16 protein-coding genes are annotated in these 19,927 nt (G+C 44.3%); 9 read left to right on the top strand and 7 right to left on the bottom strand.

Annotated features, from left to right (window positions below; translation table 11 throughout):
- Positions 1-180 precede the first annotated feature (180 nt).
- The 3 genes from zwf to gnd are packed head-to-tail and all read left to right on the top strand — an operon-like array spanning position 181 to position 3,874.
- Positions 181-1,683: a glucose-6-phosphate dehydrogenase gene (gene zwf, locus AC3CH4_RS08520; protein WP_181257720.1), complete on the top strand. Its 1,503-nt coding sequence runs from the start codon at positions 181-183 to the stop codon at positions 1,681-1,683.
- Positions 1,680-2,396 (top strand): 6-phosphogluconolactonase, encoded by a 717-nt coding sequence (gene pgl, locus AC3CH4_RS08515; RefSeq protein ID WP_012603788.1) that lies wholly within the window; start codon positions 1,680-1,682, stop codon positions 2,394-2,396. The genes zwf and pgl overlap by 4 nt, the downstream gene beginning before the upstream one ends.
- Before the next feature lie 29 nt (positions 2,397-2,425).
- Positions 2,426-3,874, top strand: coding sequence for a decarboxylating NADP(+)-dependent phosphogluconate dehydrogenase (gene gnd, locus AC3CH4_RS08510; protein ID WP_004733587.1), 1,449 nt, complete (start codon positions 2,426-2,428; stop codon positions 3,872-3,874).
- A gap of 135 nt (positions 3,875-4,009) precedes the next feature.
- Here the strand turns inward: gnd and AC3CH4_RS08505 are convergent, their stop codons facing one another.
- Complete coding sequence (locus tag AC3CH4_RS08505) at positions 4,010-5,170, bottom strand: HD-GYP domain-containing protein (RefSeq protein WP_114633608.1); 1,161 nt, start codon at positions 5,168-5,170, stop codon at positions 4,010-4,012.
- A 425-nt stretch (positions 5,171-5,595) separates the two neighbouring features.
- On the opposite strand from AC3CH4_RS08505, the gene AC3CH4_RS08500 reads away from it, so the two are divergent.
- On the top strand, positions 5,596-6,009 hold the full coding sequence (locus AC3CH4_RS08500; RefSeq protein ID WP_054547682.1) for a VF530 family protein: 414 nt from the start codon (positions 5,596-5,598) through the stop codon (positions 6,007-6,009).
- Positions 6,010-6,183: 174 nt separating this feature from the next.
- Here the strand turns inward: AC3CH4_RS08500 and AC3CH4_RS08495 are convergent, their stop codons facing one another.
- The 5 genes from AC3CH4_RS08495 to AC3CH4_RS08475 form a co-directional block, all read right to left on the bottom strand.
- Positions 6,184-6,375, bottom strand: coding sequence for a hypothetical protein (locus AC3CH4_RS08495; RefSeq protein WP_004733590.1), 192 nt, complete (start codon positions 6,373-6,375; stop codon positions 6,184-6,186).
- 226 nt (positions 6,376-6,601) lie between these two features.
- The gene (locus tag AC3CH4_RS08490) at positions 6,602-7,360 is read right to left on the bottom strand and encodes a sulfite exporter TauE/SafE family protein (protein WP_488542812.1); all 759 of its coding nucleotides are present in this window, start codon (positions 7,358-7,360) and stop codon (positions 6,602-6,604) included.
- Between the two features lie 191 nt (positions 7,361-7,551).
- On the bottom strand, positions 7,552-9,072 hold the full coding sequence (locus AC3CH4_RS08485) for a tripartite tricarboxylate transporter permease (RefSeq protein ID WP_004733593.1): 1,521 nt from the start codon (positions 9,070-9,072) through the stop codon (positions 7,552-7,554).
- Between the two features lie 10 nt (positions 9,073-9,082).
- On the bottom strand, positions 9,083-9,583 hold the full coding sequence (locus AC3CH4_RS08480; RefSeq protein ID WP_171308697.1) for a tripartite tricarboxylate transporter TctB family protein: 501 nt from the start codon (positions 9,581-9,583) through the stop codon (positions 9,083-9,085).
- Positions 9,584-9,828: 245 nt separating this feature from the next.
- Positions 9,829-10,800 carry a tripartite tricarboxylate transporter substrate binding protein gene (locus AC3CH4_RS08475; RefSeq protein ID WP_488524389.1) on the bottom strand — a complete coding sequence of 324 codons (972 nt, stop codon included), beginning with the start codon at positions 10,798-10,800 and terminating at the stop codon, positions 9,829-9,831.
- 449 nt (positions 10,801-11,249) lie between these two features.
- On the opposite strand from AC3CH4_RS08475, the gene AC3CH4_RS08470 reads away from it, so the two are divergent.
- Positions 11,250-14,420 (top strand): HD domain-containing phosphohydrolase, encoded by a 3,171-nt coding sequence (locus AC3CH4_RS08470; RefSeq protein ID WP_488542811.1) that lies wholly within the window; start codon positions 11,250-11,252, stop codon positions 14,418-14,420.
- A 31-nt stretch (positions 14,421-14,451) separates the two neighbouring features.
- Here the strand turns inward: AC3CH4_RS08470 and AC3CH4_RS08465 are convergent, their stop codons facing one another.
- Positions 14,452-15,216, bottom strand: a complete 765-nt coding sequence (locus tag AC3CH4_RS08465) for an AraC family transcriptional regulator (protein WP_171308695.1) — start codon at positions 15,214-15,216, stop codon at positions 14,452-14,454.
- Positions 15,217-15,314: 98 nt separating this feature from the next.
- Here AC3CH4_RS08465 and AC3CH4_RS08460 point away from each other — a divergent pair, with 98 nt between their 5' ends.
- The 4 genes from AC3CH4_RS08460 (at position 15,315) to prpC (ending at position 19,879) form a co-directional block, all read left to right on the top strand.
- Complete coding sequence (locus AC3CH4_RS08460; RefSeq protein ID WP_488542810.1) at positions 15,315-16,436, top strand: multidrug effflux MFS transporter; 1,122 nt, start codon at positions 15,315-15,317, stop codon at positions 16,434-16,436.
- Between the two features lie 377 nt (positions 16,437-16,813).
- Positions 16,814-17,533, top strand: a complete 720-nt coding sequence (locus AC3CH4_RS08455) for a GntR family transcriptional regulator (protein WP_054547688.1) — start codon at positions 16,814-16,816, stop codon at positions 17,531-17,533.
- Between the two features lie 100 nt (positions 17,534-17,633).
- Positions 17,634-18,530 (top strand): methylisocitrate lyase, encoded by an 897-nt coding sequence (prpB, locus tag AC3CH4_RS08450; RefSeq protein WP_488542809.1) that lies wholly within the window; start codon positions 17,634-17,636, stop codon positions 18,528-18,530.
- A 146-nt stretch (positions 18,531-18,676) separates the two neighbouring features.
- Complete coding sequence (gene prpC / locus AC3CH4_RS08445) at positions 18,677-19,879, top strand: bifunctional 2-methylcitrate synthase/citrate synthase (protein WP_488542808.1); 1,203 nt, start codon at positions 18,677-18,679, stop codon at positions 19,877-19,879.
- Positions 19,880-19,927: the final 48 nt, after the last annotated feature.

Below are 19,927 nucleotides of genomic sequence, written 5' to 3'. Positions count from 1 at the left end.
AATACTCATAGACAATACTGTCCCGAATAGAGGTGATAGCTTTCACCCTCGTTTACCAAACGCATTCTCAAGTGTAATAGGCACTCGCTATTGATGTAATAGCCAAGACCTATTATCTATTTTCGTATGTCGCTGATACCTTTGGCGAATACTAAAAACCTTGTTTTTATAGGAAAGATGATGGTAATACCTGAAAACAGCAGCATCGTTATTTTTGGTGCATCGGGAGATCTAACTTACCGCAAGTTAATTCCTGCTTTGTACCACCTGTATGCTAGCAATCAACTACCAAAATCCTTTGCGATTCTTGGAGTGAGCCGTACTGAGTACAGCGATGAGTCTTACCGTGAGAAGCTGAAGAAGTCTCTTCAGGAAATGGAAAAAACTGAGCCAGAGACGCTGAATGCATTTATTGAACATCTGCATTACCAAGCGATCAACACTTCAGATGTAGACGACTACGCTCGTTTAGCACAACGTCTAGACAAGCTTGAGCAAGACTACCAATTCGAAAACCATAACACATTGTTCTACTTGGCAACCCCGCCAAGCCTATACGGTGTGATTCCAGCAAACCTTGCTGCGCATGGCCTGAACGATGAAAAGAACGGCTGGCGTCGTCTGATCATCGAGAAACCATTTGGTTACGACTTAGCATCAGCTCAAGCGTTAGATGAAGAGATCCATCATCACTTCCAAGAACACCAGATCTACCGTATCGACCATTACCTTGGTAAAGAGACGGTACAAAACCTTCTAGTGCTTCGTTTCTCAAACGCGATGTTTGAACCACTGTGGAACCGTAACTTTATTGAATACGTTGAAATCACAGGTGCTGAGTTCCTTGGCGTTGAAGAGCGCGGCGGATACTACGACGGTTCTGGCGCAGTTCGTGACATGTTCCAAAACCACCTGCTGCAAGTTCTAGCAATGGTTGGCATGGAGCCACCAGCTCAAATCAATGCGGATTCAATTCGTGACGAAGTGGTTAAAGTACTTCAGTGTCTGAAACCACTGGAAGAAGACGACCTGCGTAAAGATTTAGTATTAGGTCAATACACAGCATCAGACGTTCGTGGTCAGCATTTGCCTGGTTACCGTGAAGAGCATGGTGTCGCAGATGACTCTCGTACTGAAACGTACATCGGCTTGAAAGCTCATATCAACAACTGGCGTTGGAATGGGGTTCCTTTCTACGTACGTACAGGTAAACGTTTACCAACGCGCGTAACTGAAATCGTGATTCACTTTAAGAACACGCCACACCCAGTGTTTGGTCAAGATGCACCAGAGAACAAGCTGATTATCCGTATCCAACCGGATGAAGGTATTCAGATGAGCTTTGGTTTGAAAGAGCCAGGTGCAGGTTTCAAAGCAAAAGAAGTGAAAATGAACTTCTCTTACTCTGACTTGCCTGAAACTCAAATGCTAACGGCTTATGAGCGTCTTCTTCTTGATGCACTGAACGGTGATGCGACTCTGTTTGCACGTACCGATGCAGTAGAAGCGTGTTGGAAGTACGTTCAACCAATCTTAGACTTTAAACAAGATCCTCAAGCACTGTTTGGCTATGCTTGTGGTACTTGGGGCCCGCAAGAAGCGGATGAGCTTCTGCAACGTGATGGCCGCGCATGGCGTTTCCCATGTAAAAACCTAACAGACACGGATTACTGCGAACTATGATCAACCACAAGATCTTTGCAACGCCAGAATTGGTCGTTGAAAACCTAGCAAATGAAATGAAAGCATACAGCGAGCAGGGCAAACCTGTTCACATTTCACTGTCTGGTGGCAGCACGCCAAAAATGCTTTTCAAGCTTTTAGCCCAAGCTCCATACGCGGAAGGTATTCAATGGAATAACCTTCACTTCTGGTGGGGCGACGAACGTTGTGTTGCACCTGATGATGCAGAAAGCAACTTCGGCGAAGCGAACGCGCTACTTTTCTCGAACGTGAACCTTCCGGCAGAGAACATCCACCGCATCCGTGGTGAAGATGAGCCTAAAGCAGAAGCAGAGCGTTTCGCAAAAGAGATGGCAGACGTGATTCCAACTGAAAACGGCACGCCTGTATTCGATTGGATTCTGCTAGGTGTTGGCGCAGACGGCCACACAGCTTCACTATTCCCGGGTGTAACTGACTACCAAGATGAGAACCTATCTGTATTAGCTTCTCACCCAGAGTCGGGTCAGATCCGTGTTTCTAAAACAGCGAAAGTTTTAGAAGCAGCAAAACGAATCAGCTACCTAGTGCTTGGCGCAGGTAAAGTCGAGATCGTTAAAGAAATTCATACAACTCCTGCTTCAGAACTGCCTTACCCGGCAGCGAAAATCCAGTCTAAAACTGGCGAAACAGAGTGGTTCCTAGATTCAAATGCAGCAAGTGCTATCGCATAAGTGCGAATAGCCGCAAGGAGATATAAATAATGAAAGGTGATATCGGTGTAATTGGCCTAGCAGTAATGGGTCAGAACCTTATCCTAAACATGAACGACCACGGCTTCAAAGTTGTGGCTCACAACCGTACTGCTGCGAAAGTAGACGAGTTCCTAGAAGGCCCAGCTAAAGGTACTAACATTGTTGGTGCTTACTCTCTAGAAGAGCTAGTTGAGAAGCTAGAAGCGCCACGTAAAGTGATGCTTATGGTTCGTGCTGGTGACGTTGTAGATACGTTCATCGACAAGCTTGTACCACTTCTAGACAAAGGCGACATCATCATTGATGGTGGTAACACTAACTTCCCGGACACTAACCGTCGTGTTGCTGCTCTTCGTGAGAAAGGCATCCACTTCATCGGTACGGGTGTTTCTGGTGGTGAAGAAGGCGCTCGTTTCGGTCCTTCTATCATGCCAGGCGGTTCTCCTGAAGCTTGGGAAGCGGTTAAGCCTATCTTCCAAGGTATCTCTGCGAAAACTGACGCAGGTGAGCCTTGTTGTGATTGGGTTGGTAACGACGGTGCTGGTCACTTCGTTAAGATGGTTCACAATGGCATCGAATACGGTGACATGCAGCTTATCACTGAAGCATACCAGTTCATGAAAGATGGCCTAGGTATGAACCACGACGAAATGCAGGCTGTATTTGCTGACTGGAACAAAACTGAGCTAGACAGCTACCTAGTCGAAATCACTGCTGACATCCTTGGTTACAAAGATGAAGACGGTGAAGCGCTAGTTGAGAAGATCCTAGACACTGCTGGCCAAAAAGGTACGGGCAAATGGACAGGTATCAACGCACTAGACATGGGTATCCCACTGACTCTAATCACTGAGTCTGTATTCTCTCGTTGCCTGTCTGCACTTAAAGATCAACGTGTTGAAGCTGAGAAACTATTCGGCAAGACTGTTGCTCCAGTTGAAGGCGACAAGCAAGAGTGGGTTGATGCAATTCGTCAGGCTCTACTTGCTTCTAAGATCATCTCTTACGCTCAAGGTTTCATGTTAATGCGTGAAGCGTCGAACGAAAACGGCTGGGATCTAAACTACGGTAACGTTGCTCTTATGTGGCGTGGCGGTTGTATCATCCGTTCTGCATTCCTAGGCAACATTCGTGATGCTTACGAAGCGAACCCAGAGATCGCATTCCTAGGTTCAGATGCATACTTCAAAGGCATCCTAGACAACTGCATGGGCGCTTGGCGTAAAGTTGCAGCTAAGTCTATGGAATCTGGCATCCCAATGCCATGTATGACTTCTGCACTAACGTTCCTAGACGGCTATACAACAGCTCGTCTTCCAGCGAACCTTCTACAAGCTCAACGTGACTACTTCGGTGCTCACACTTACGAGCGTACTGACCGTCCACGTGGTGAATTCTTCCACACAAACTGGACTGGTACAGGCGGCGACACTGCTTCTACAACTTACGACGTATAATCGTTAGTTAGAATCAGTAGAGAACAAATTTGTTCTTTCAGCTGCAAACTAGAAAACAAAAGGATGCCTCAGTGGCATCCTTTTTTGTTGGTTTACGTTCTCTTACTTAGGCTTGAATAACAAAGAAGCCATAGTCTAAGCTGTCATTAAGTGCGGCTGAGCATCGTCATTGTATTGCTCCCGAATTGCCATAAAGCCGTCTAGGTTCTGTTTAAGAGCCACAACACACTCTGGGTCGAACATTGAACCGTTCTGCATTTCAATGTATTCCATCACTTCATCGAGTGTCCACGCGTGCTTATAAGCTCTTTTGCTCATCAGCGCATCGAATACATCGGCTAATGTCACTATTCGAGCTTCGAGTGGTATCGCTGTGTTACTCAAAGCATCAGGTAATCCAGAGCCATCAAACCGTTCATGATGGTGGCGCACAATATTCTTAATGAATTGAATCTCTTCACTGCACATCGAGCTGTGGTGGGAAAGGGCAACCACGTCATCAATCATCTCTTCGCCATACAAGGTGTGATTGTTCATGATGTTTCTTTCTTCTTCGTTGAAACGCGCGCTACTGAATAGCACCTTATCTGGAATTCGATATTTTCCTATGTCGTGAAAGGGCGCATACAACCGGATTCGATGAATGAATTGGTGGGTGATTTCTCTTTTGGTGTGCGACAGAGTGCGAGCAATTTTTTCACTGTATTTACCCATGCGAATTAGGTGTTCTTTGGTTTCTGGATCTCGAGCATGACCCATGTTTAAAGCTATCGCTAAAGAGGATTGAAAGTGACGTTGGCGCTCAAACCACTGAACGAAAAGGCTAGAGATGACTTGAGTGAGATAGGCGATATCACACTGAATAGTTTGGTTAGCAAAAAATCCTGTTGATGAAGCATTGATAAATACAAACCCAAGATTACTTTCTTGATGATGAATCGGTGTTGTATAACTGCTTTGATGACCGAGATCGAGCAGGTGAGATATTTGTTTGGTTGAGCTAATGGTGGTGAGGTCGTTGATGATCCGGGTATCTAAAGACTCAGCCATGCGCGACAAAGCCGATTCTGGCGTAAGTTCTTGCTCAACGTAGCGATGTTCGGCTTCTTGGCACAGAGTGTCCGAAACAAAGTAATTCGACGCTCTATTTTCGTTGCATAGCACAACCGAGAGCCTAGACAGAATGGGGTAATGTTCGCGAGCTAGCCGAAAGAGATCATCAACGATGGCGATAATGTCTTTATCTTGGGCGGCTACTCTGCTGATTTTTGAGTAGTCAAACATGGTCAAAGCCAACCTTTATTTATAATTATATCATTGTTTAATATCGTTATTTGTAGGTTTCTATACCACTTCTAACATAGCATCGTGCTGTTAATTAGCAATACTGCGTTCTAATAAATTTATAATTCATTACTTAAATTATGGATATTTCATGCTTCTATCATGGTTTTTGTTAACTTGAACGAATTTGGTCGAAATCTAAGAGAAGCAATAATCGGGAGTACATGGCGGTATTGCACGCGACATTAGGATAGTAAGTGACCATTTTAAAATTAAATTGAAAGATAAATAGGATAACGAGCATGCTTTATGCCATCATAAAGGCATAGATAAGGGCAATGGATGTAATGCCCAAATGATTGAGCTAGATATGGTCAGTGATGACGGTGTTCTAGAGTATATTCAAGGCCTTTAGTTGCCTTGGAAAAGGTAAAGATATGACTGAAGACGAAAGAATTGAACTGCAACAAAACAACCCACTGCACGGCTTAAAGCTAGATACTATGATCACTGAATTAGTGGATCATTACGGTTGGGAAATTTTGGATGCTGCAATGCGCATGAACTGCTTTAACACTAAGCCGACAGTAGCAAGTGCCGTTAAATATTTGAAGAAAACAGAGTGGGCTCGCGAGAAGGTTGAGAATTTCTACCTTTACCGTTTCAAGCGCATGCCTAAAGCTTCTGATATCGAATACCAGATGCCTCCGCGTTCACGTACATTCCGTCATGGGTTAGAACCTCGTGAGCCAATGGAATTGACGGTTGAATCGATTCTAGCATCACAAGCTAAAGCAGCGTCTGCATTTAAAGAGCGCCGCGGCGGTAACGGTCGTAACTTTCGTCGCTAGTAATAGGGCGTCGTTAATAGAAAGGCGTCTGCATTTAAAGAGCGCGTCGTTAGTTTTAACGTCTTTATGTAAAGGCGTAAGTTGAGCATCGTCAGATAGACAAAGCCTTGACTGCAAAATACAAAAGGAGCCTAAGCGCTCCTTTTTTAGTGCGTGTCGCTTTAGTCATTCGTCTTAAGCTTCGCGGTTCTTTCTTTGATTCTTCCAAAGGTCAACGACATAGACAATGGCGCTGATCAGTAGGAATAGCGCTGACACAGAAAACAGAGCGGGCATTTTTAGAATCCACGCGAATGTGGCAGCAAGAAAAGCGACAAAGCAAATGAGTCGACTTGATGACATGACATGACCGAGTTTAATGTTCATAACGCCTCCTAATGAAGTCTCACTTTCGACAGGAGAATTATCCCACCTTTGGCAAAATAAAGGCTAAAAAACAGTCTAAATTGTTATCAAATTTGCTAATTGAAGGACTCGCCTCACATATTTCATCTTGGCTATTTTATGAGCAATAAAATAGCGAAATAGGTATTGAGAGAGTGGAGTCTTTTCGGTCTGTCTTTCATGTTGAAAGCCTTATTGAACTGAACGTCTAGTTAGCATAGAAAAAGTAAGCGGTGATCAAAAAGCTAGCGATGATCACTGTGGTACGAACATATTGTTGAGGAATGCGGCGCGAGACTTTTGCCGAATAGTAACCACCGACCAATGTCCCAAATAAAACGGCCATGCCTGACGGCCAATCAATCGAACCATTCACAACAAAGAACACGATTGCCGCGAGTGATGCACACGCAGACACCAACAATTTGATGCCATTCATTACATTAATGTTGGTGTAACCAGCCAGAGCTAAGTAACTCAACGTTACTATCCCCAAACCTGCGTTAAAGTAACCACCATAGATACACACGACCAAAAGCAATAAAGCGGAAAAGAATATCCCTGCGCTGGTGGCGTGCTTATGTTTTGCTGTTGCTTGCTTAAGCCATTTATTGAGTGTGCCACCAAAGGTAAAAAGCAGAGCGGCGAACAGCAACAACCAAGGGACGGATTGAGTAAATAGCGCTTCTGGCGTGTGTAGTAGTAAAAATGCACCAATGCCGCCGCCAATGATACACAAACCAATGGTCAGTTTTAGTTGCTTAGTACCAGATTGAATTTCGTGGCGTAGAGCGTAGGCTCCGCTCATGTAGCCAGCGCATGAAGCAAAGGTATTGGTCGCGTTGGCTGCTATTGGTGGAACACCAGCAAATAATAGAGCGGGGAAGGTGATGAAGCTGCCGCCGCCCGCAATTGAGTTAAGCACTCCGCCAATCACTCCCGATAAGAATAGAATCAACCAATCCATAGTTTTGAATCCAACGCGTTAAATGATCGTTTACCTTACTTGAATTTGTTATGGATATCAGAGCTGTGCATCTTGAAAGTACGAGTTTGTGAGTTTGCTACCATCTTTAACTGTTGGTTCGAATTTACTAGATAAATGAAAAAAGGAGCCAATGGCTCCTTTCGTTGAGGTTTCGTTGAATTGGTAGAGTTTTACACTTCTACTGGCTTCGATTTAAAGCTTCTAAAGAGTTTTACTAAGATTGGGCTAGATAGTACCAGCACAGCCAGAATAGTGAACGTCATCGTGATTGGTCGTTCCCATAGGAAGCTCAGCTCGCCATCGCTGATCATCAATGCACGTCGTAGGTTCTCTTCCATTAATCCACCAAGGATAAAACCTAGGAGTAATGGGGCAAGTGGGAAGTTAGCTAACCTCAGCGCAATCGCAACCATCGCAACAATGAGCATTACAAAAACATCCATCGTGTTGAAAGACACCAAGTACACGCCTGTGATTGAGAAGAAGATAATCATTGGCAGTAGTACCGTTCTTGGTACCGCGAGCAGTTTAGAGATGTAAGGGATTAAAGGCAGATTCAAGATAACCAGTACGATGTTACCAAAGTACATCGAGATAATTACTGACCAAAATACATCTGGGTGTTCAACAAACAAGCGAGGGCCCGGCTGAATACCGTAAGCGATTAGGGCGCCAAGCATGATTGCGGTAGTACCAGAGCCAGGAATACCAAGCGTCAGTAGCGGAACGAATGAACCACTTGAAGCTGCGTTGTTTGCTGATTCAGGAGCAACAAGACCACGAATACTGCCTTTACCAAACTCTTTCTGTTTGTCTTTTGGCGCAAGACTACGTTCCATACCGTAACTTAAGAACGCAGCGATAGTCGCACCAGCACCGGGTAGAACACCCGTAAAGAAGCCGAGAATTGAAGAGCGAATCGAAACAGGTGCTACTTCTTTGAACTCTTCTTTGGTGATTTTCATGCTACCAATATCAGCCATCTTTTGGCTTTCTTCGCCGCTAGTGTCTTTCTCTGGTTTCAAAATACCCATTAAAGTCTCACCTAAAGCGAAGGTTGCCATTGCAAGAAGTAAGAAGCTAAAGCCATCCATCAGGTCTGTTAGACCAAACGTGAAACGCTCAACACCAACGCCTTTGTCGATACCAACAGTAGATAGCATCAAACCAAGAATGGTCATCATCCATGCCTTGATCACCTGACCTGGGCCCGCAAACGCCGCTACTGCCGATAAACCTAAGAGCATCAATGCGAAGTAGTCTGAAGACTGGAAGCTCAATGAGACGCTTGCTAAAGCCGGAGCCGCAATCAAAAGCATTATTGCCGAAAGCGTGCCGCCAGTGAAAGAAGAGTAAGCCGCGAGTGCCAACGCTTTACCAGCTTGGCCTTTTTGTGCCATCGGGTAGCCATCGAATGCGGTTACTACCGTTGAAGAACAACCCGGAGCGTTGATTAAGATTGATGACGTCGAGCCACCAAATACAGCGCCGTAGTACACACCAGCCATCAAGATTAGGCCAGAAGAAGGATCTAGGCCGTATGTAATCGGGATCATCAACGCGATTGCTGAAATTGGACCGAGTCCCGGTAGCATTCCAATAAAGGTACCAACAAAACAGCCAACAATTACCATCATGATGTTCATTGGCATCACGGCGGTCGAAAGTCCTTGTAAAATTCCGTCTAACATAATGTTATCCCTACCAAAGAGTGAAGATTAAACCAGGCTCTAGGTAGATATCTAAGCCTTGAGTTAATAAAAGAAAGAACGCGATAACGAAAGGAAACGACGCGCCAAATAAGACAGCTTTGCGGCGCTCACCCAGTAGGTAAAAGCCTGCAAGTAAGAAGAAGCTGGTTGCTAAAACAAAGCCAAGATAAGTCAGCCCAACACCGTACAGAGCCATTAACACCAAGAAGCCAACAAGTAGTTTCCAGTTCAGCGGCGTAGTGTCGCATGTGACTTTTTTATCCGGCTGTCCGGTTATAAGCAGGATCAACGAAAGGCCAATGCCGATAAACGTTAGCAGGATAGGTAAGGTTCTTGCTGTGAAGGGTTCGTACTCGTCACCGGGGAACAAAGGAATCAGCGTGGTTTGGTAGCCATAGCATAAACATGCAAGCATAAAGAGCATGGCTCCGATGCGATCCTTCGAAAGCAAAGATTCCTTACTCAGAAATTTGGTTGGTAAGTCCGACATATCCAACTCCATTTGGGGTGGTATAAAAAATAAAAAAGCCGTACATGAGCGAGTCAATGAAATGTCTGGGATCACTAACCAAAGGTAAGCGAATTACGGTACTGGTTTATCAGCCACTTGCGTTTACAACGAATCGGCAAGCGTTAGTAATACGTCTACGAATAAACAAAGGAGTTTGAAGTTAACTCATGTACGGCGAAACAAGGAAAGAGTAAGAGGGCACATAGGCCCTCTATGGTTGTTAGTTATTTCAAGAAACCAAGCTCACGCATTAGGTCGCCCATCTGTTTTTCTTGATCTTCTAGGAAGGCGTAAAAATCTTTGTCAGCTTTGTAGTTGTCGATCCAACCGTTACGGTCACGAACCACTTGCCACTCATCGGTTTTGTACATTTTGCCAAGCGCTACATTCCATTCATCGATCTTCGCTTGGCTTGTGCCCGGTGCTGCAAAGAAACCACGCCAGTTAGCGAATACGGTTTCGTTGCCGTACTCAGTCAGTGTTGGGATGTTAGGTGCAGCGTCAAGACGCTTTGGTGCCGTTACAGCAAGCACTTTCACTTGGCCAGATTTAGACATCTCTAGCACTTCACCAAGGCCAGTAGAAAGAAGCTGTGTTTCGCCAGACAGTAGCGCTGCCATTGCTTTGCCGCCTGCATCGTAGGCGATGTAACGTACTTTCTTAGCGTCGAAACCTTCGCCTTTGAACGCCGCTGCTACCACAAGGTGATCCATGCTGCCACGAGCTGAGCCGCCAGCAATTTTTACTTTACGTGGGTTGGTTTCGAACTCTTTAACGACGTCTTCCCAAGTGTTGTACTTCGAATCAGCAGACGCCACGATTGCACCGTAGTCGGCAATAGTTGCTGCAACGGGTGTCAGGTCTCGGAAAGATTGTGGGAAGATACCCGTTAGTGAACGAACAACGATAGGCGTTGAGTTCACCATCAACGTGTCTTCTTGGCGTTGAGCTGTTTCGATTAGGTGTGCAATGGCTTTACCGCCGCCGCCACCAGACAAGTTTTGGAAAGAGACATTTTCTACGATGTCTGATTTCACCAATACATCACCCGTACCACGAGCTGTCATATCCCAACCGCCACCAGCGCCGCCAGGGATTAGGAAGTGGATTTTTTCTAGGTCAGCAGCAAAAGTGTTGAAAGAAAAGGTTGCTGCGATGATAGAAGCCGCAAGAGTAGGTTTCAGTGCCTTGAACATGGTTCACGTTCCTTATGTAGGGGATCTCTTCAATGGAGAGAAACTTATGTTTTATTTCCAGCTACTAAGCAGATGAGTAGGATATTGCTTAGCAGATGAAGCTAAAGTTAACGATGTGTTAATGAAATGTCTGTAATGCGGCGATATTGAGAATAAAGAACATTGGATTAATATTGTTCATAAAGTTCACGGAGGCGTGGCTATAGGACTCTTCCAGCAATAATAACTAGGTTTTTCTTGAGTTTATGTGAACAATTTTTTGACTGCTGGTCGCTTTATACTGCTGTGTATCATTAAAGAGGGTACTTATTGCGACACAAAGAGTGATATGGAGAGGCGCTCTTTAATATATAGAATAATATGTTGCTAGGTGTGCAGTGCTACTGTAATAATATGATTATAGCTGGCACGTTACATTTCTGAGCTAGTGGTTATTCAAGGATCGAATAATGACAGACAAAAAAATTTCGTTACGATTTACTGTTGGAGGAATGTTTTTACTCGCGACATTTCTTACCGCTGTTGTTGCGGTTTCACTGCAATATTACTTCAGTAAAAAAATGGCGACTGAGAATACCCTATCAAAGTTGACGATGGTGTCCCAAGAGCTGAGTAACTATATCGGCGCGGTTGATTCTGACGCAGCCAATACCGCGCGTTTACTTTCTTCAGTGAAACGTTCTATAAGTAACAAAATATCTAAAGAAGAGTCGCGTACTATTCTTTCAGAAGCAATTAAAGATAACCCTCTCTTTTATAGTATTTACATTGGCTCGTCTAATGAAAACTTCTTCCAAATTATTAATCTAGAATCTGCCCCTGTCGTTAGAGAAAAAATCGGTGCACAACAAACGGACCGTTGGGTTGTGGTTGAGATTCATAATATAGGGGAGGAGCGCGTCCGTACGACGAAATATTTTGACCAAGAGTTTACGCTAAGAAACTCAACTACGGAGCAGAGCAACTACCTTCCAACGACCAGGCCTTGGTATGTTTCTGCTAATGTTCAGTCGATCGAAAAAACTCAGCCATATCTTTTCCAGCATTTACAAATTACCGGGCAAACTTATTCTTTAGCGTTTGATTCAAAAATAGAATCTGAAGTTCAACATGTGATTGGTATTGATATTGTGTTGTCTTCTTTGGCTAGCAAACTATCAAGTACGGCGCTTGGCTTAGCAGAAGACAGTAAGGTTGAGTCTTTCTTATATTCGAAATCGGGTAATATTATTGCGTCTAACCTCAAGGTTAACAATCAGGAATCGGAGTTTGATGTACCAACATTGATGCTATCGTCTGAGCAGCAAGCCTTGGTTAACGATACCCCTCCGCTGTTAGTGTCTAATCAAAATGATTGGGGGCCGATGGACTTTTCAGTGGCGGGAAAACCAAACGGCTATGCGATAGACCTTCTTAAAATGATTGGTGAGATGACAGGGATCAAGTTTGAATTTGTTAACGGTTTCTCTTGGGGCGAGCTTGTCAGTAAGTTTCAAGAAGGAAGTATTGATGGCTTGCAATCGGTTCAAAATTATAAAAATAATGGCATAGATGGCCTATACACGACTCCAATTTATGAATTGCCATTTTCTATCGTGACAAGGGTCGGCGCGAAGGTTGTCACTAATTATGCCGAGCTTGAGGGTAAAAAAGTTGCCATTTTATCTGGGTGGTCAATTATTCCTAAGTTGAGAGAGGATTTTCCGAACATTGATTTAGTTGAATTTGAAAACCTAGAGTCTGCATTTAATTCAATTGAAAGCGAAGAGAACTTTGCTTTCTTAGAGGCAGAACCCGTACTCTCGTTTGCATTAGATAGGTTTTTCCAGCCAGGCCTTGTTGTCAATGGGACTCTAGAAGATCTAAAACAGAACTATTCAAACCAATTCCATTTGGTGCTGCAGAGCAAGCATAAACAATTGCTTCCAATCATTGATCAAGCTATCAGCAAGTTAAGTGGTGAACAACTTGATGCCTTAGCGAAAAAGTGGCTGCATGATACCGGCTTTAATACGAATACGACGGTTCCTTATACTGAACTTTATGATTTGACTAAGGAAGCAACGGTTGAAGGCAGTATGGTAAGGGTAGAGTTGAATGGCGAGATCAAACATCTCTATTTAAAGAAAATAGACACGGGCGAACACTACTCTGAGTATTTTGCGGTATTGATTCCCGAATCTGAAGTCTTCAGTACAGTCAATAAACGTCTAGCAACCTCTGTTGGTGTAACGGTGTTACTGATGAGTTTGACGTTGCCTATTGCTTGGGCTTTTGGTGCGCCGATAGTGCATCCAATTCGCCAATTAGAGGAAGAGACTCATAAGGTTAAGCTGCGTGATTATGACAACGTGACGATTCTTGATACTCGAATCAAAGAAGTGTGGGAATTATCTGTTGCCGTAAAAGATATGGCTATGGAGATTAAACGACATGAACAGATGCAAGAGGCGTTTGTTGAGTCGTTTATCAAGCTCATCGCTCAAGCGATCGATGATAAGTCCGCTTATACGGCAGGGCATTGTAATCGTGTACCAGAACTCGGCTTGATGTTGGCTGACGCGGCTGAACAATCACAATCTGAGCACTTCAAAGACTTTGAGTTTAAAAATGATGACGAACGCCGTGAGTTTAGAATTGCGGCTTGGCTTCATGATTGTGGCAAGATCACGACACCGGAACACATCGTCGATAAAGGTACGAAGCTAGAAGCGAACTACAACCGAATCCACGAGGTGAGAACTCGTTTTGAAGTACTTTGGCGTGATGCGGAAATCACTGCTTTGAGAAAACAACTTGAAGGTACTCTATCAACGCAACTGATAGCCGATGAGCTTGCGGCAACGAAACAGCAGCTACAAGATGACTTTGCCTTTATCGCGATATCAAACGTTGGTGGTGAGTTCATGAGTGACGACAAAGTTGCTCGTATTCGTTCGATAGCTGAGACGACTTGGATGCGTAATTTTGATGACCAACTTGGTCTATCACCGATAGAAGCCTTGAATCGAGAATCGAGTTCAAGCTTGCCAGCGACAGAGCTGCTGTTAAGTGATAAGCCTGAACATATAGTGAAAAGAGATAGGCCGTTAGAGTTCGACCCGAAACATCAAATCAAAATGGATGTGCCGGAGCACCTATACAACTTAGGCGAAGTCTACAATCTGAGCATTGCACGTGGCACGTTAACTGCTGAAGACCGATTCAAGATAAATGAGCATATGCTTGGCACGATTAAGATGCTTGAGAACCTGCCATTCCCGAAAGAACTAAGCCGTGTTCCTCGCTATGCTTCGACGCACCATGAAACACTCAAAGGCACGGGATATCCAAGGAGGTTGACTGGCGACGATCTTTCAATTCCAGAACGTATTCTCGTGATCTCCGATATTTTTGAGGCGCTAACTGCTGCGGATAGGCCGTACAAGAAAGCGAAGCCGATTAGTGTTGCTGTCGATATCATGTACAAAATGGCGTTGGACGAGCATCTCGATATAGAACTGTTTAGGTTGTTCCTAACTAGCGGGACACATATCCGTTATGCCGAAACATATTTAAAACCGGAACAGATCGATCATATAGACCTATCAAAATATGTAGTTGAAGGCGTCGCTGCTTAACTTTGCCAGAAAGCATGAATGGCTGTTGACCTCACTTCATGTAATGAGTTGGGGTTTCTCCGGTGTGTTGCTTAAAGAAATGAATAAACGCACTGTCACTGGAGAACTCTAACTCGTGGGCAACCACAGAGACACTCTTTTTTTCTGACAATTGCTCAATGGCACTTAACAGCCTCCATTGTTGACGCCAAGCTTGGTAAGGCATCCCCGTTTCTTTGATGAATAATCGGCTAACGGTCTTGCTGCTTGCTCCAATATGCTTGGCCATTTCATTGAGTGGTTGAGGTAACTGTGTTCCTAGTTTTACTTTTTCTAACCACAACGCTAATCGTTTATCTTTGGGTAAAGGTAGCGTTAGCTCGTTCCTTTCTGCGTAAGAAAGTTCCTCGCAACACAACGCCAATGTGTTGTGTTGCTCTTCACTAGGTTTATCCCAATCCCAAAAAGCCATTCGTTCGATCAACTCCTTTAGTAGTGGTGTGACGTTAAGAATACTTAACTCTTCAGGCAAGTTTTTAATACGATGAGGATCAAAATAAAGCGAGCGATAGGCCACGACATTGGTCATGGTTGCACAATGCTCAATTCCCGCGGGTATCCAGGCAACTTTGGTGGGCGGCAACACACAATGCATTCCGTCGAGGGTAATACTGATGCAACCATGTGGTGCAAATAACAATTGTGCACGGTTGTGTGTATGCATACCAGAATCGTGCCTGCCGACTTGGGCGGCAATGCCGACAAAGGGATAGGGCATTCCATCAACATAAAAAGGTGTGTTGTCATCGATCAACATGATTTGTCCTTATTTTGATGTTTGTTGTTCTACTGTTGGTATTTGAACATAAATGAAATCCATATACTTCTCTTATTCCAGTTTTAGAAGAGAATAATATGAATAAAAAACCCCATATGGGACTGATCATCGTTTTGCTGATGTTCCCCCAAATTGTTGAAACTATCTACAGCCCAGTATTGCCGCACTTAGTTGATTATTTTGGTGTATCAATGGCAAGTGCAAGTCAAACCTTGTCGATTTACTTTATTGCTTTTGCTATGGGTGTTGTTTTTTGGGGACGAGTTTCTGATCTTGTTGGGCGCAAAAAAGCCATGTTGTGTGGTTTGTTTACTTATGGCGTTGGTTGCCTGTTAGCCATAACGGCAACTCAATTTGATATGGTCATGATTGCGCGGGTTGTTTCAGCTTTTGGGGCGGCGGTAGGTTCAGTTATTGGTCAAACAATATTGCGAGATAGCTATGAAGGCAAAGAGCTAGGGAAAGTGTTTTCGCTAGTAATTGTTGCAGTATCAATCAGCCCTGTTGTTGGTTTAATGTCAGGAGGATTGATTGCTGAATATTTTGGACACTTAGTGGTGTTCAGTTTATTGCTTGTCATGGCTTTTATATTGCTGATCGTATCGGCCTTTTCCTTACCCGAAACGAAACCTGCTGATACTAAAACAGTCAGCTTTATTGGTATTTTCACGGTAATGCTAAAAGATAGAGATATTTGGAAAAGTGCGATTCTTGTGGCTTGCTTTAATGTCATGATGTTTAGCTATTATTCTTTAGCGCCATTTATGTTCAGCCAGTTTGGCTTAAGTTCCATTGAATTTGGTTACAGTGGCGTGATATTAGCGGCAGCATCTGTTTTAGGAAGCTCGATGAATAAACGATTGCTAGTAAAAGAATGGGGTTCCCAACGACTCATTCAGATCGCGGTGTTAATCAGCTTTATTGGGGCTGTTCAGGTGTACTTTTACCAAGACAGCCTTTGGTTTCTTTTAGGTATGGCTGCTGTGGTTGTAGGGTTTGGTATGGCAAGTCCTAATATATTTAGTACGGCGTTGGTCAATTATAAACAGCAAGCTGGTACAGCAGGGGCGGTTCTAGGATTGTTGTATTACTGTTTAATTGGTGGGGGATTAGGGCTTGCTGGTGAGATTGGTAACTTAGGGGTAGTGCTAATAGGAATATCGTTATTGGCAAGCACTATGTTGATGTCTCGTGATTAACCAATTTTGAGAGTGTTAATCTTGTGAATAATAAAGAGAGGCGATCATTGCTTCTTTTTTATTGGTCTAAAGAGCTGATGAGTAGAAATGAATACTATCTCTAAAAGTTGACTGTCAGTTGTCGACACATTGTTTTCGAGCAAATTTGGGGTGGGTAAGGGTTTGAAGCTTGCTCACGATTTAACTTAATGAATAACATCTATTTATTTTCTTTTATGGCTTCGTTTTACTACTTCTCTACCGCTCAATAAAAGTACTACCTTAGTCTAAATTGTCGACAATCTTCTTGATTGTCGACAATTTGATCGTGTATTTTATGTTCATGTTATGAAATTGTTGACAGTTAGGATCGGCAATCAGAAGTGAGCTGCGTGAATATGAATACTGCGATAAAAGATCTCACCTTAAGTGCAAACACGAAAACACGTGTGAGCGACAAAGAAAACACCAAGTCGGAAAATCTGACAGAGTATCTCGTTGAGGCGATTGTTAACGGTGAATTACCACCGGGCAGTAAGATCTCGGAGCCTGAACTGGCTAAACGCTTCGAGGTAAGTCGAGGACCATTACGTGAAGCGATAATGCGTATCGAAGGGCTTGGCCTAATTGAGCGAATTCCTCATGTCGGCGCTCGAGTTATTACTTTTTCGGCAGACAAACTGCTAGAGCTTTACGCGGTGCGAGAGGCATTGGAAGGCATGGCGGCGCGCTTAGCAGCGCGACATATCACACAAGAAGAGCTTATCGGGCTTGAAGGATTATTGTCGACACACTCAAAGCACATCGATGAAGTTGAGGGTTCTTCTTACTTTCATCAACATGGGGATTTCGATTTTCATTACCGCATTATTAAAGCGAGTCGTAACAGCAAACTCATTTCGTTGTTGTGTGACGAGCTTTATCACCTATTACGCATGTATCGCTACCAATCGCCTAGAGCACAGTCTCGACCAAAAGAGGCGCTTGATGAACATAAATACATCCTCCAAGCGATTCGCAACCGTGATGAAGAGCTAGCAGAAATGCTAATGCGACGACACATCTCGGGCAGTCGATTGCTTATAGAACAACAAATTCAATCCAAAGATCTTGATTAAGCGACCATTGGAATCTGTCAGCGGATCAGTGCTGGCGATAACCAAAAGCCGTAAGTCTTAAAGGTTAGCTAGAAATAAACAATTAACAGGGAGCGTCATTATGAAGTTATCAGCAGGGGCTAAGTTCCGACAAGCTGTGCAAGACAACGATCCATTGCAGATTGTCGGTACGGTGAATCCGTATTGCGCGATGATGGCAAAGAACTTGGGGCATCAAGCCATTTACCTATCTGGTGGAGGCATCGCCAATGCGTCTTACGGTTTGCCTGATTTAGGTATCACCACATTGAACGATGTGTTGGTGGATGTTGAACGTATTACCAATGCGTGTGATCTGCCTTTGCTGGTGGATATCGATACGGGATTTGGTGGCGCATTCAATATCGCACGTACCATTCGAGCGATGGAGAAGGCAGGCGCAGCTGCAATTCACATGGAAGACCAAGTCGCTCAGAAACGTTGTGGTCATCGACCAAATAAAGCGATTGTAAGCCAGCAAGAGATGGTCGATAGAGTCAAAGCGGCAACCGATTCTAGAACCGATGACAGCTTTGTGATTATGGCGCGTACCGATGCATTGGCGGTTGAAGGTATTGATAGCGCGATTGAGCGAGCGATAGCTTGTGTTGAAGCGGGCGCAGACATGATCTTCCCTGAAGCGATGAGTCAGCTCGATCAATACGTGAAGTTCTCGGCGGCGTTGAAATCAGCAACGGGTAAGCACGTGCCTATTCTTGCGAACATCACTGAGTTTGGCCAAACGCCACTCTACAACTGTAACGAGTTAGCCCAATCAAGTGTCGACATGGTGCTTTACCCATTGAGTGCATTCCGTGCGATGAACAAAGCGGCAGAGAATGTTTATAAGCACTTGCTAGTTGAAGGCAATCAAGAAGCTCTGTTGGATTCAATGCAAACCCGTAAAGAGCTTTACGAACACCTGAATTACCACGACTACGAAAACAAGCTTGATCAGTTGTTTTCAAGTGAAGGGTAAACCAGTTTCAATTAATCAAAAATCAACTTAATCCAATAACGTGAAATGGTTAGTCGCCATATCCAGTACCGATGATAAAGATCATCGGACATATAAACAGGCAGCACCAAAGAGTGCAGGCGGCTAACACAGAAAAGGAGTTCACCATGTCTGTATCTTTGAGTGATAAAGCAGCTGTCGAAAAGGCTTCAACAGAAAACCAACAACAAAGCGAAAAAACAGCCAGCGCACCTGCAATCGGTGGTGCTGGTCTACGTGGTCAGAGTGCGGGAACTACGGCGCTATGTACCGTAGGCCAGTCAGGAACCGGCTTAACCTACCGTGGTTATGATATTACCGATCTTGCTAATCACGCTCAGTTCGAAGAAGTGGCGCATCTGCTACTAAGGGGTCACTTACCCACTGAAAAAGAGCTCGATGATTACAAAATATTGTTGGTTGGTCTGCGCGGCTTGCCTCAACCTTTGAAAGCAGCACTAGAGCTTATCCCAGCAGACGCTCATCCAATGGATGTGATGAGAACGGGCTGTTCAATGCTAGGTAATCTAGAGCAAGAGTCTGACTTCTCTGAGCAACTGTTCGCGACCGAACGAATGCTCGCGCTTTTCCCTGCCATTATTTGTTATTGGTACCGCTTTAGCCATGATGGCGTGCGAATTGATACTGAAGATCAAAGTGAAGCCTGTCTGGGTGGCTACTTCTTGAAAATGCTAACGGATAAAACACCTAGTGAACTTCATAAGAAGGTGATGCACTGCTCGCTAACCCTTTACGCGGAACATGAGTTTAATGCTTCAACCTTTGCGGCTCGTGTGTGTGCATCAACGTTGTCGGATATTCACTCGTGTGTCACCGCAGCGATTGGTACGTTGCGAGGCCCTTTACATGGCGGAGCAAACGAAGCCGCGATGGAAATGATCCAAGATTGGAAAACCGCCGATGAAGCAGAAACTAACATCATGCAGATGCTTGCTAACAAAGACAAAATCATGGGCTTCGGTCATGCCATTTATCGTGAAAGCGACCCACGAAATGCGCTAATCAAGCGTTGGTCAAAAGAGCTAGCTCAAGAGGTAGGTGATAAACAGCTTTACGCCGTTTCAGAACGTGTTGAAGCGGTTATGAAGCGCGAGAAGGGGCTGTTTTGTAACGCAGATTTTTTCCATGCATCGGCATATCACTTCATGGACATCCCAACCAAACTGTTTACTCCTATCTTCGTGATGAGTCGCCTTACTGGTTGGACTGCCCACGTGTTCGAACAAAGAGAAAACAATCGAATCATTCGTCCAAGTGCAGACTACACCGGCCCTGAGCATCAAGACTGGCTACCAATCCATTTACGTTAGTCCTCTACATCGAGCCGACTTATGTCTTGAGGTGACTTCCGTCTTCAT

It is taken from the genome of Vibrio sp. QJM3NY_26 (assembly GCF_057786005.1).
The sequence above is the reverse complement of the archived record's forward strand: the minus strand, read 5'-3'. Positions and strand labels throughout refer to the sequence as shown.

What these genes read in the sequence shown, in the direction of transcription:
- AC3CH4_RS08470 (WP_488542811.1), top strand. Translation starts at nt 11,250, where the DNA reads ATGACAGACAAAAAAATTTCGTTACGATTTACTGTTGGAGGAATGTTT.
- AC3CH4_RS08485 (WP_004733593.1), bottom strand. Translation starts at nt 9,072, where the DNA reads ATGTTAGACGGAATTTTACAAGGACTTTCGACCGCCGTGATGCCAATG.
- pgl (WP_012603788.1), top strand. Translation starts at nt 1,680, where the DNA reads ATGATCAACCACAAGATCTTTGCAACGCCAGAATTGGTCGTTGAAAAC.
- AC3CH4_RS08500 (WP_054547682.1), top strand. Translation starts at nt 5,596, where the DNA reads ATGACTGAAGACGAAAGAATTGAACTGCAACAAAACAACCCACTGCAC.
- prpC (WP_488542808.1), top strand. Translation starts at nt 18,677, where the DNA reads ATGTCTGTATCTTTGAGTGATAAAGCAGCTGTCGAAAAGGCTTCAACA.
- AC3CH4_RS08455 (WP_054547688.1), top strand. Translation starts at nt 16,814, where the DNA reads ATGAATACTGCGATAAAAGATCTCACCTTAAGTGCAAACACGAAAACA.
- prpB (WP_488542809.1), top strand. Translation starts at nt 17,634, where the DNA reads ATGAAGTTATCAGCAGGGGCTAAGTTCCGACAAGCTGTGCAAGACAAC.
- AC3CH4_RS08490 (WP_488542812.1), bottom strand. Translation starts at nt 7,360, where the DNA reads ATGGATTGGTTGATTCTATTCTTATCGGGAGTGATTGGCGGAGTGCTT.
- AC3CH4_RS08475 (WP_488524389.1), bottom strand. Translation starts at nt 10,800, where the DNA reads ATGTTCAAGGCACTGAAACCTACTCTTGCGGCTTCTATCATCGCAGCA.
- AC3CH4_RS08480 (WP_171308697.1), bottom strand. Translation starts at nt 9,583, where the DNA reads ATGTCGGACTTACCAACCAAATTTCTGAGTAAGGAATCTTTGCTTTCG.
- AC3CH4_RS08460 (WP_488542810.1), top strand. Translation starts at nt 15,315, where the DNA reads ATGAATAAAAAACCCCATATGGGACTGATCATCGTTTTGCTGATGTTC.
- gnd (WP_004733587.1), top strand. Translation starts at nt 2,426, where the DNA reads ATGAAAGGTGATATCGGTGTAATTGGCCTAGCAGTAATGGGTCAGAAC.
- AC3CH4_RS08465 (WP_171308695.1), bottom strand. Translation starts at nt 15,216, where the DNA reads ATGTTGATCGATGACAACACACCTTTTTATGTTGATGGAATGCCCTAT.
- AC3CH4_RS08495 (WP_004733590.1), bottom strand. Translation starts at nt 6,375, where the DNA reads ATGAACATTAAACTCGGTCATGTCATGTCATCAAGTCGACTCATTTGC.
- zwf (WP_181257720.1), top strand. Translation starts at nt 181, where the DNA reads ATGGTAATACCTGAAAACAGCAGCATCGTTATTTTTGGTGCATCGGGA.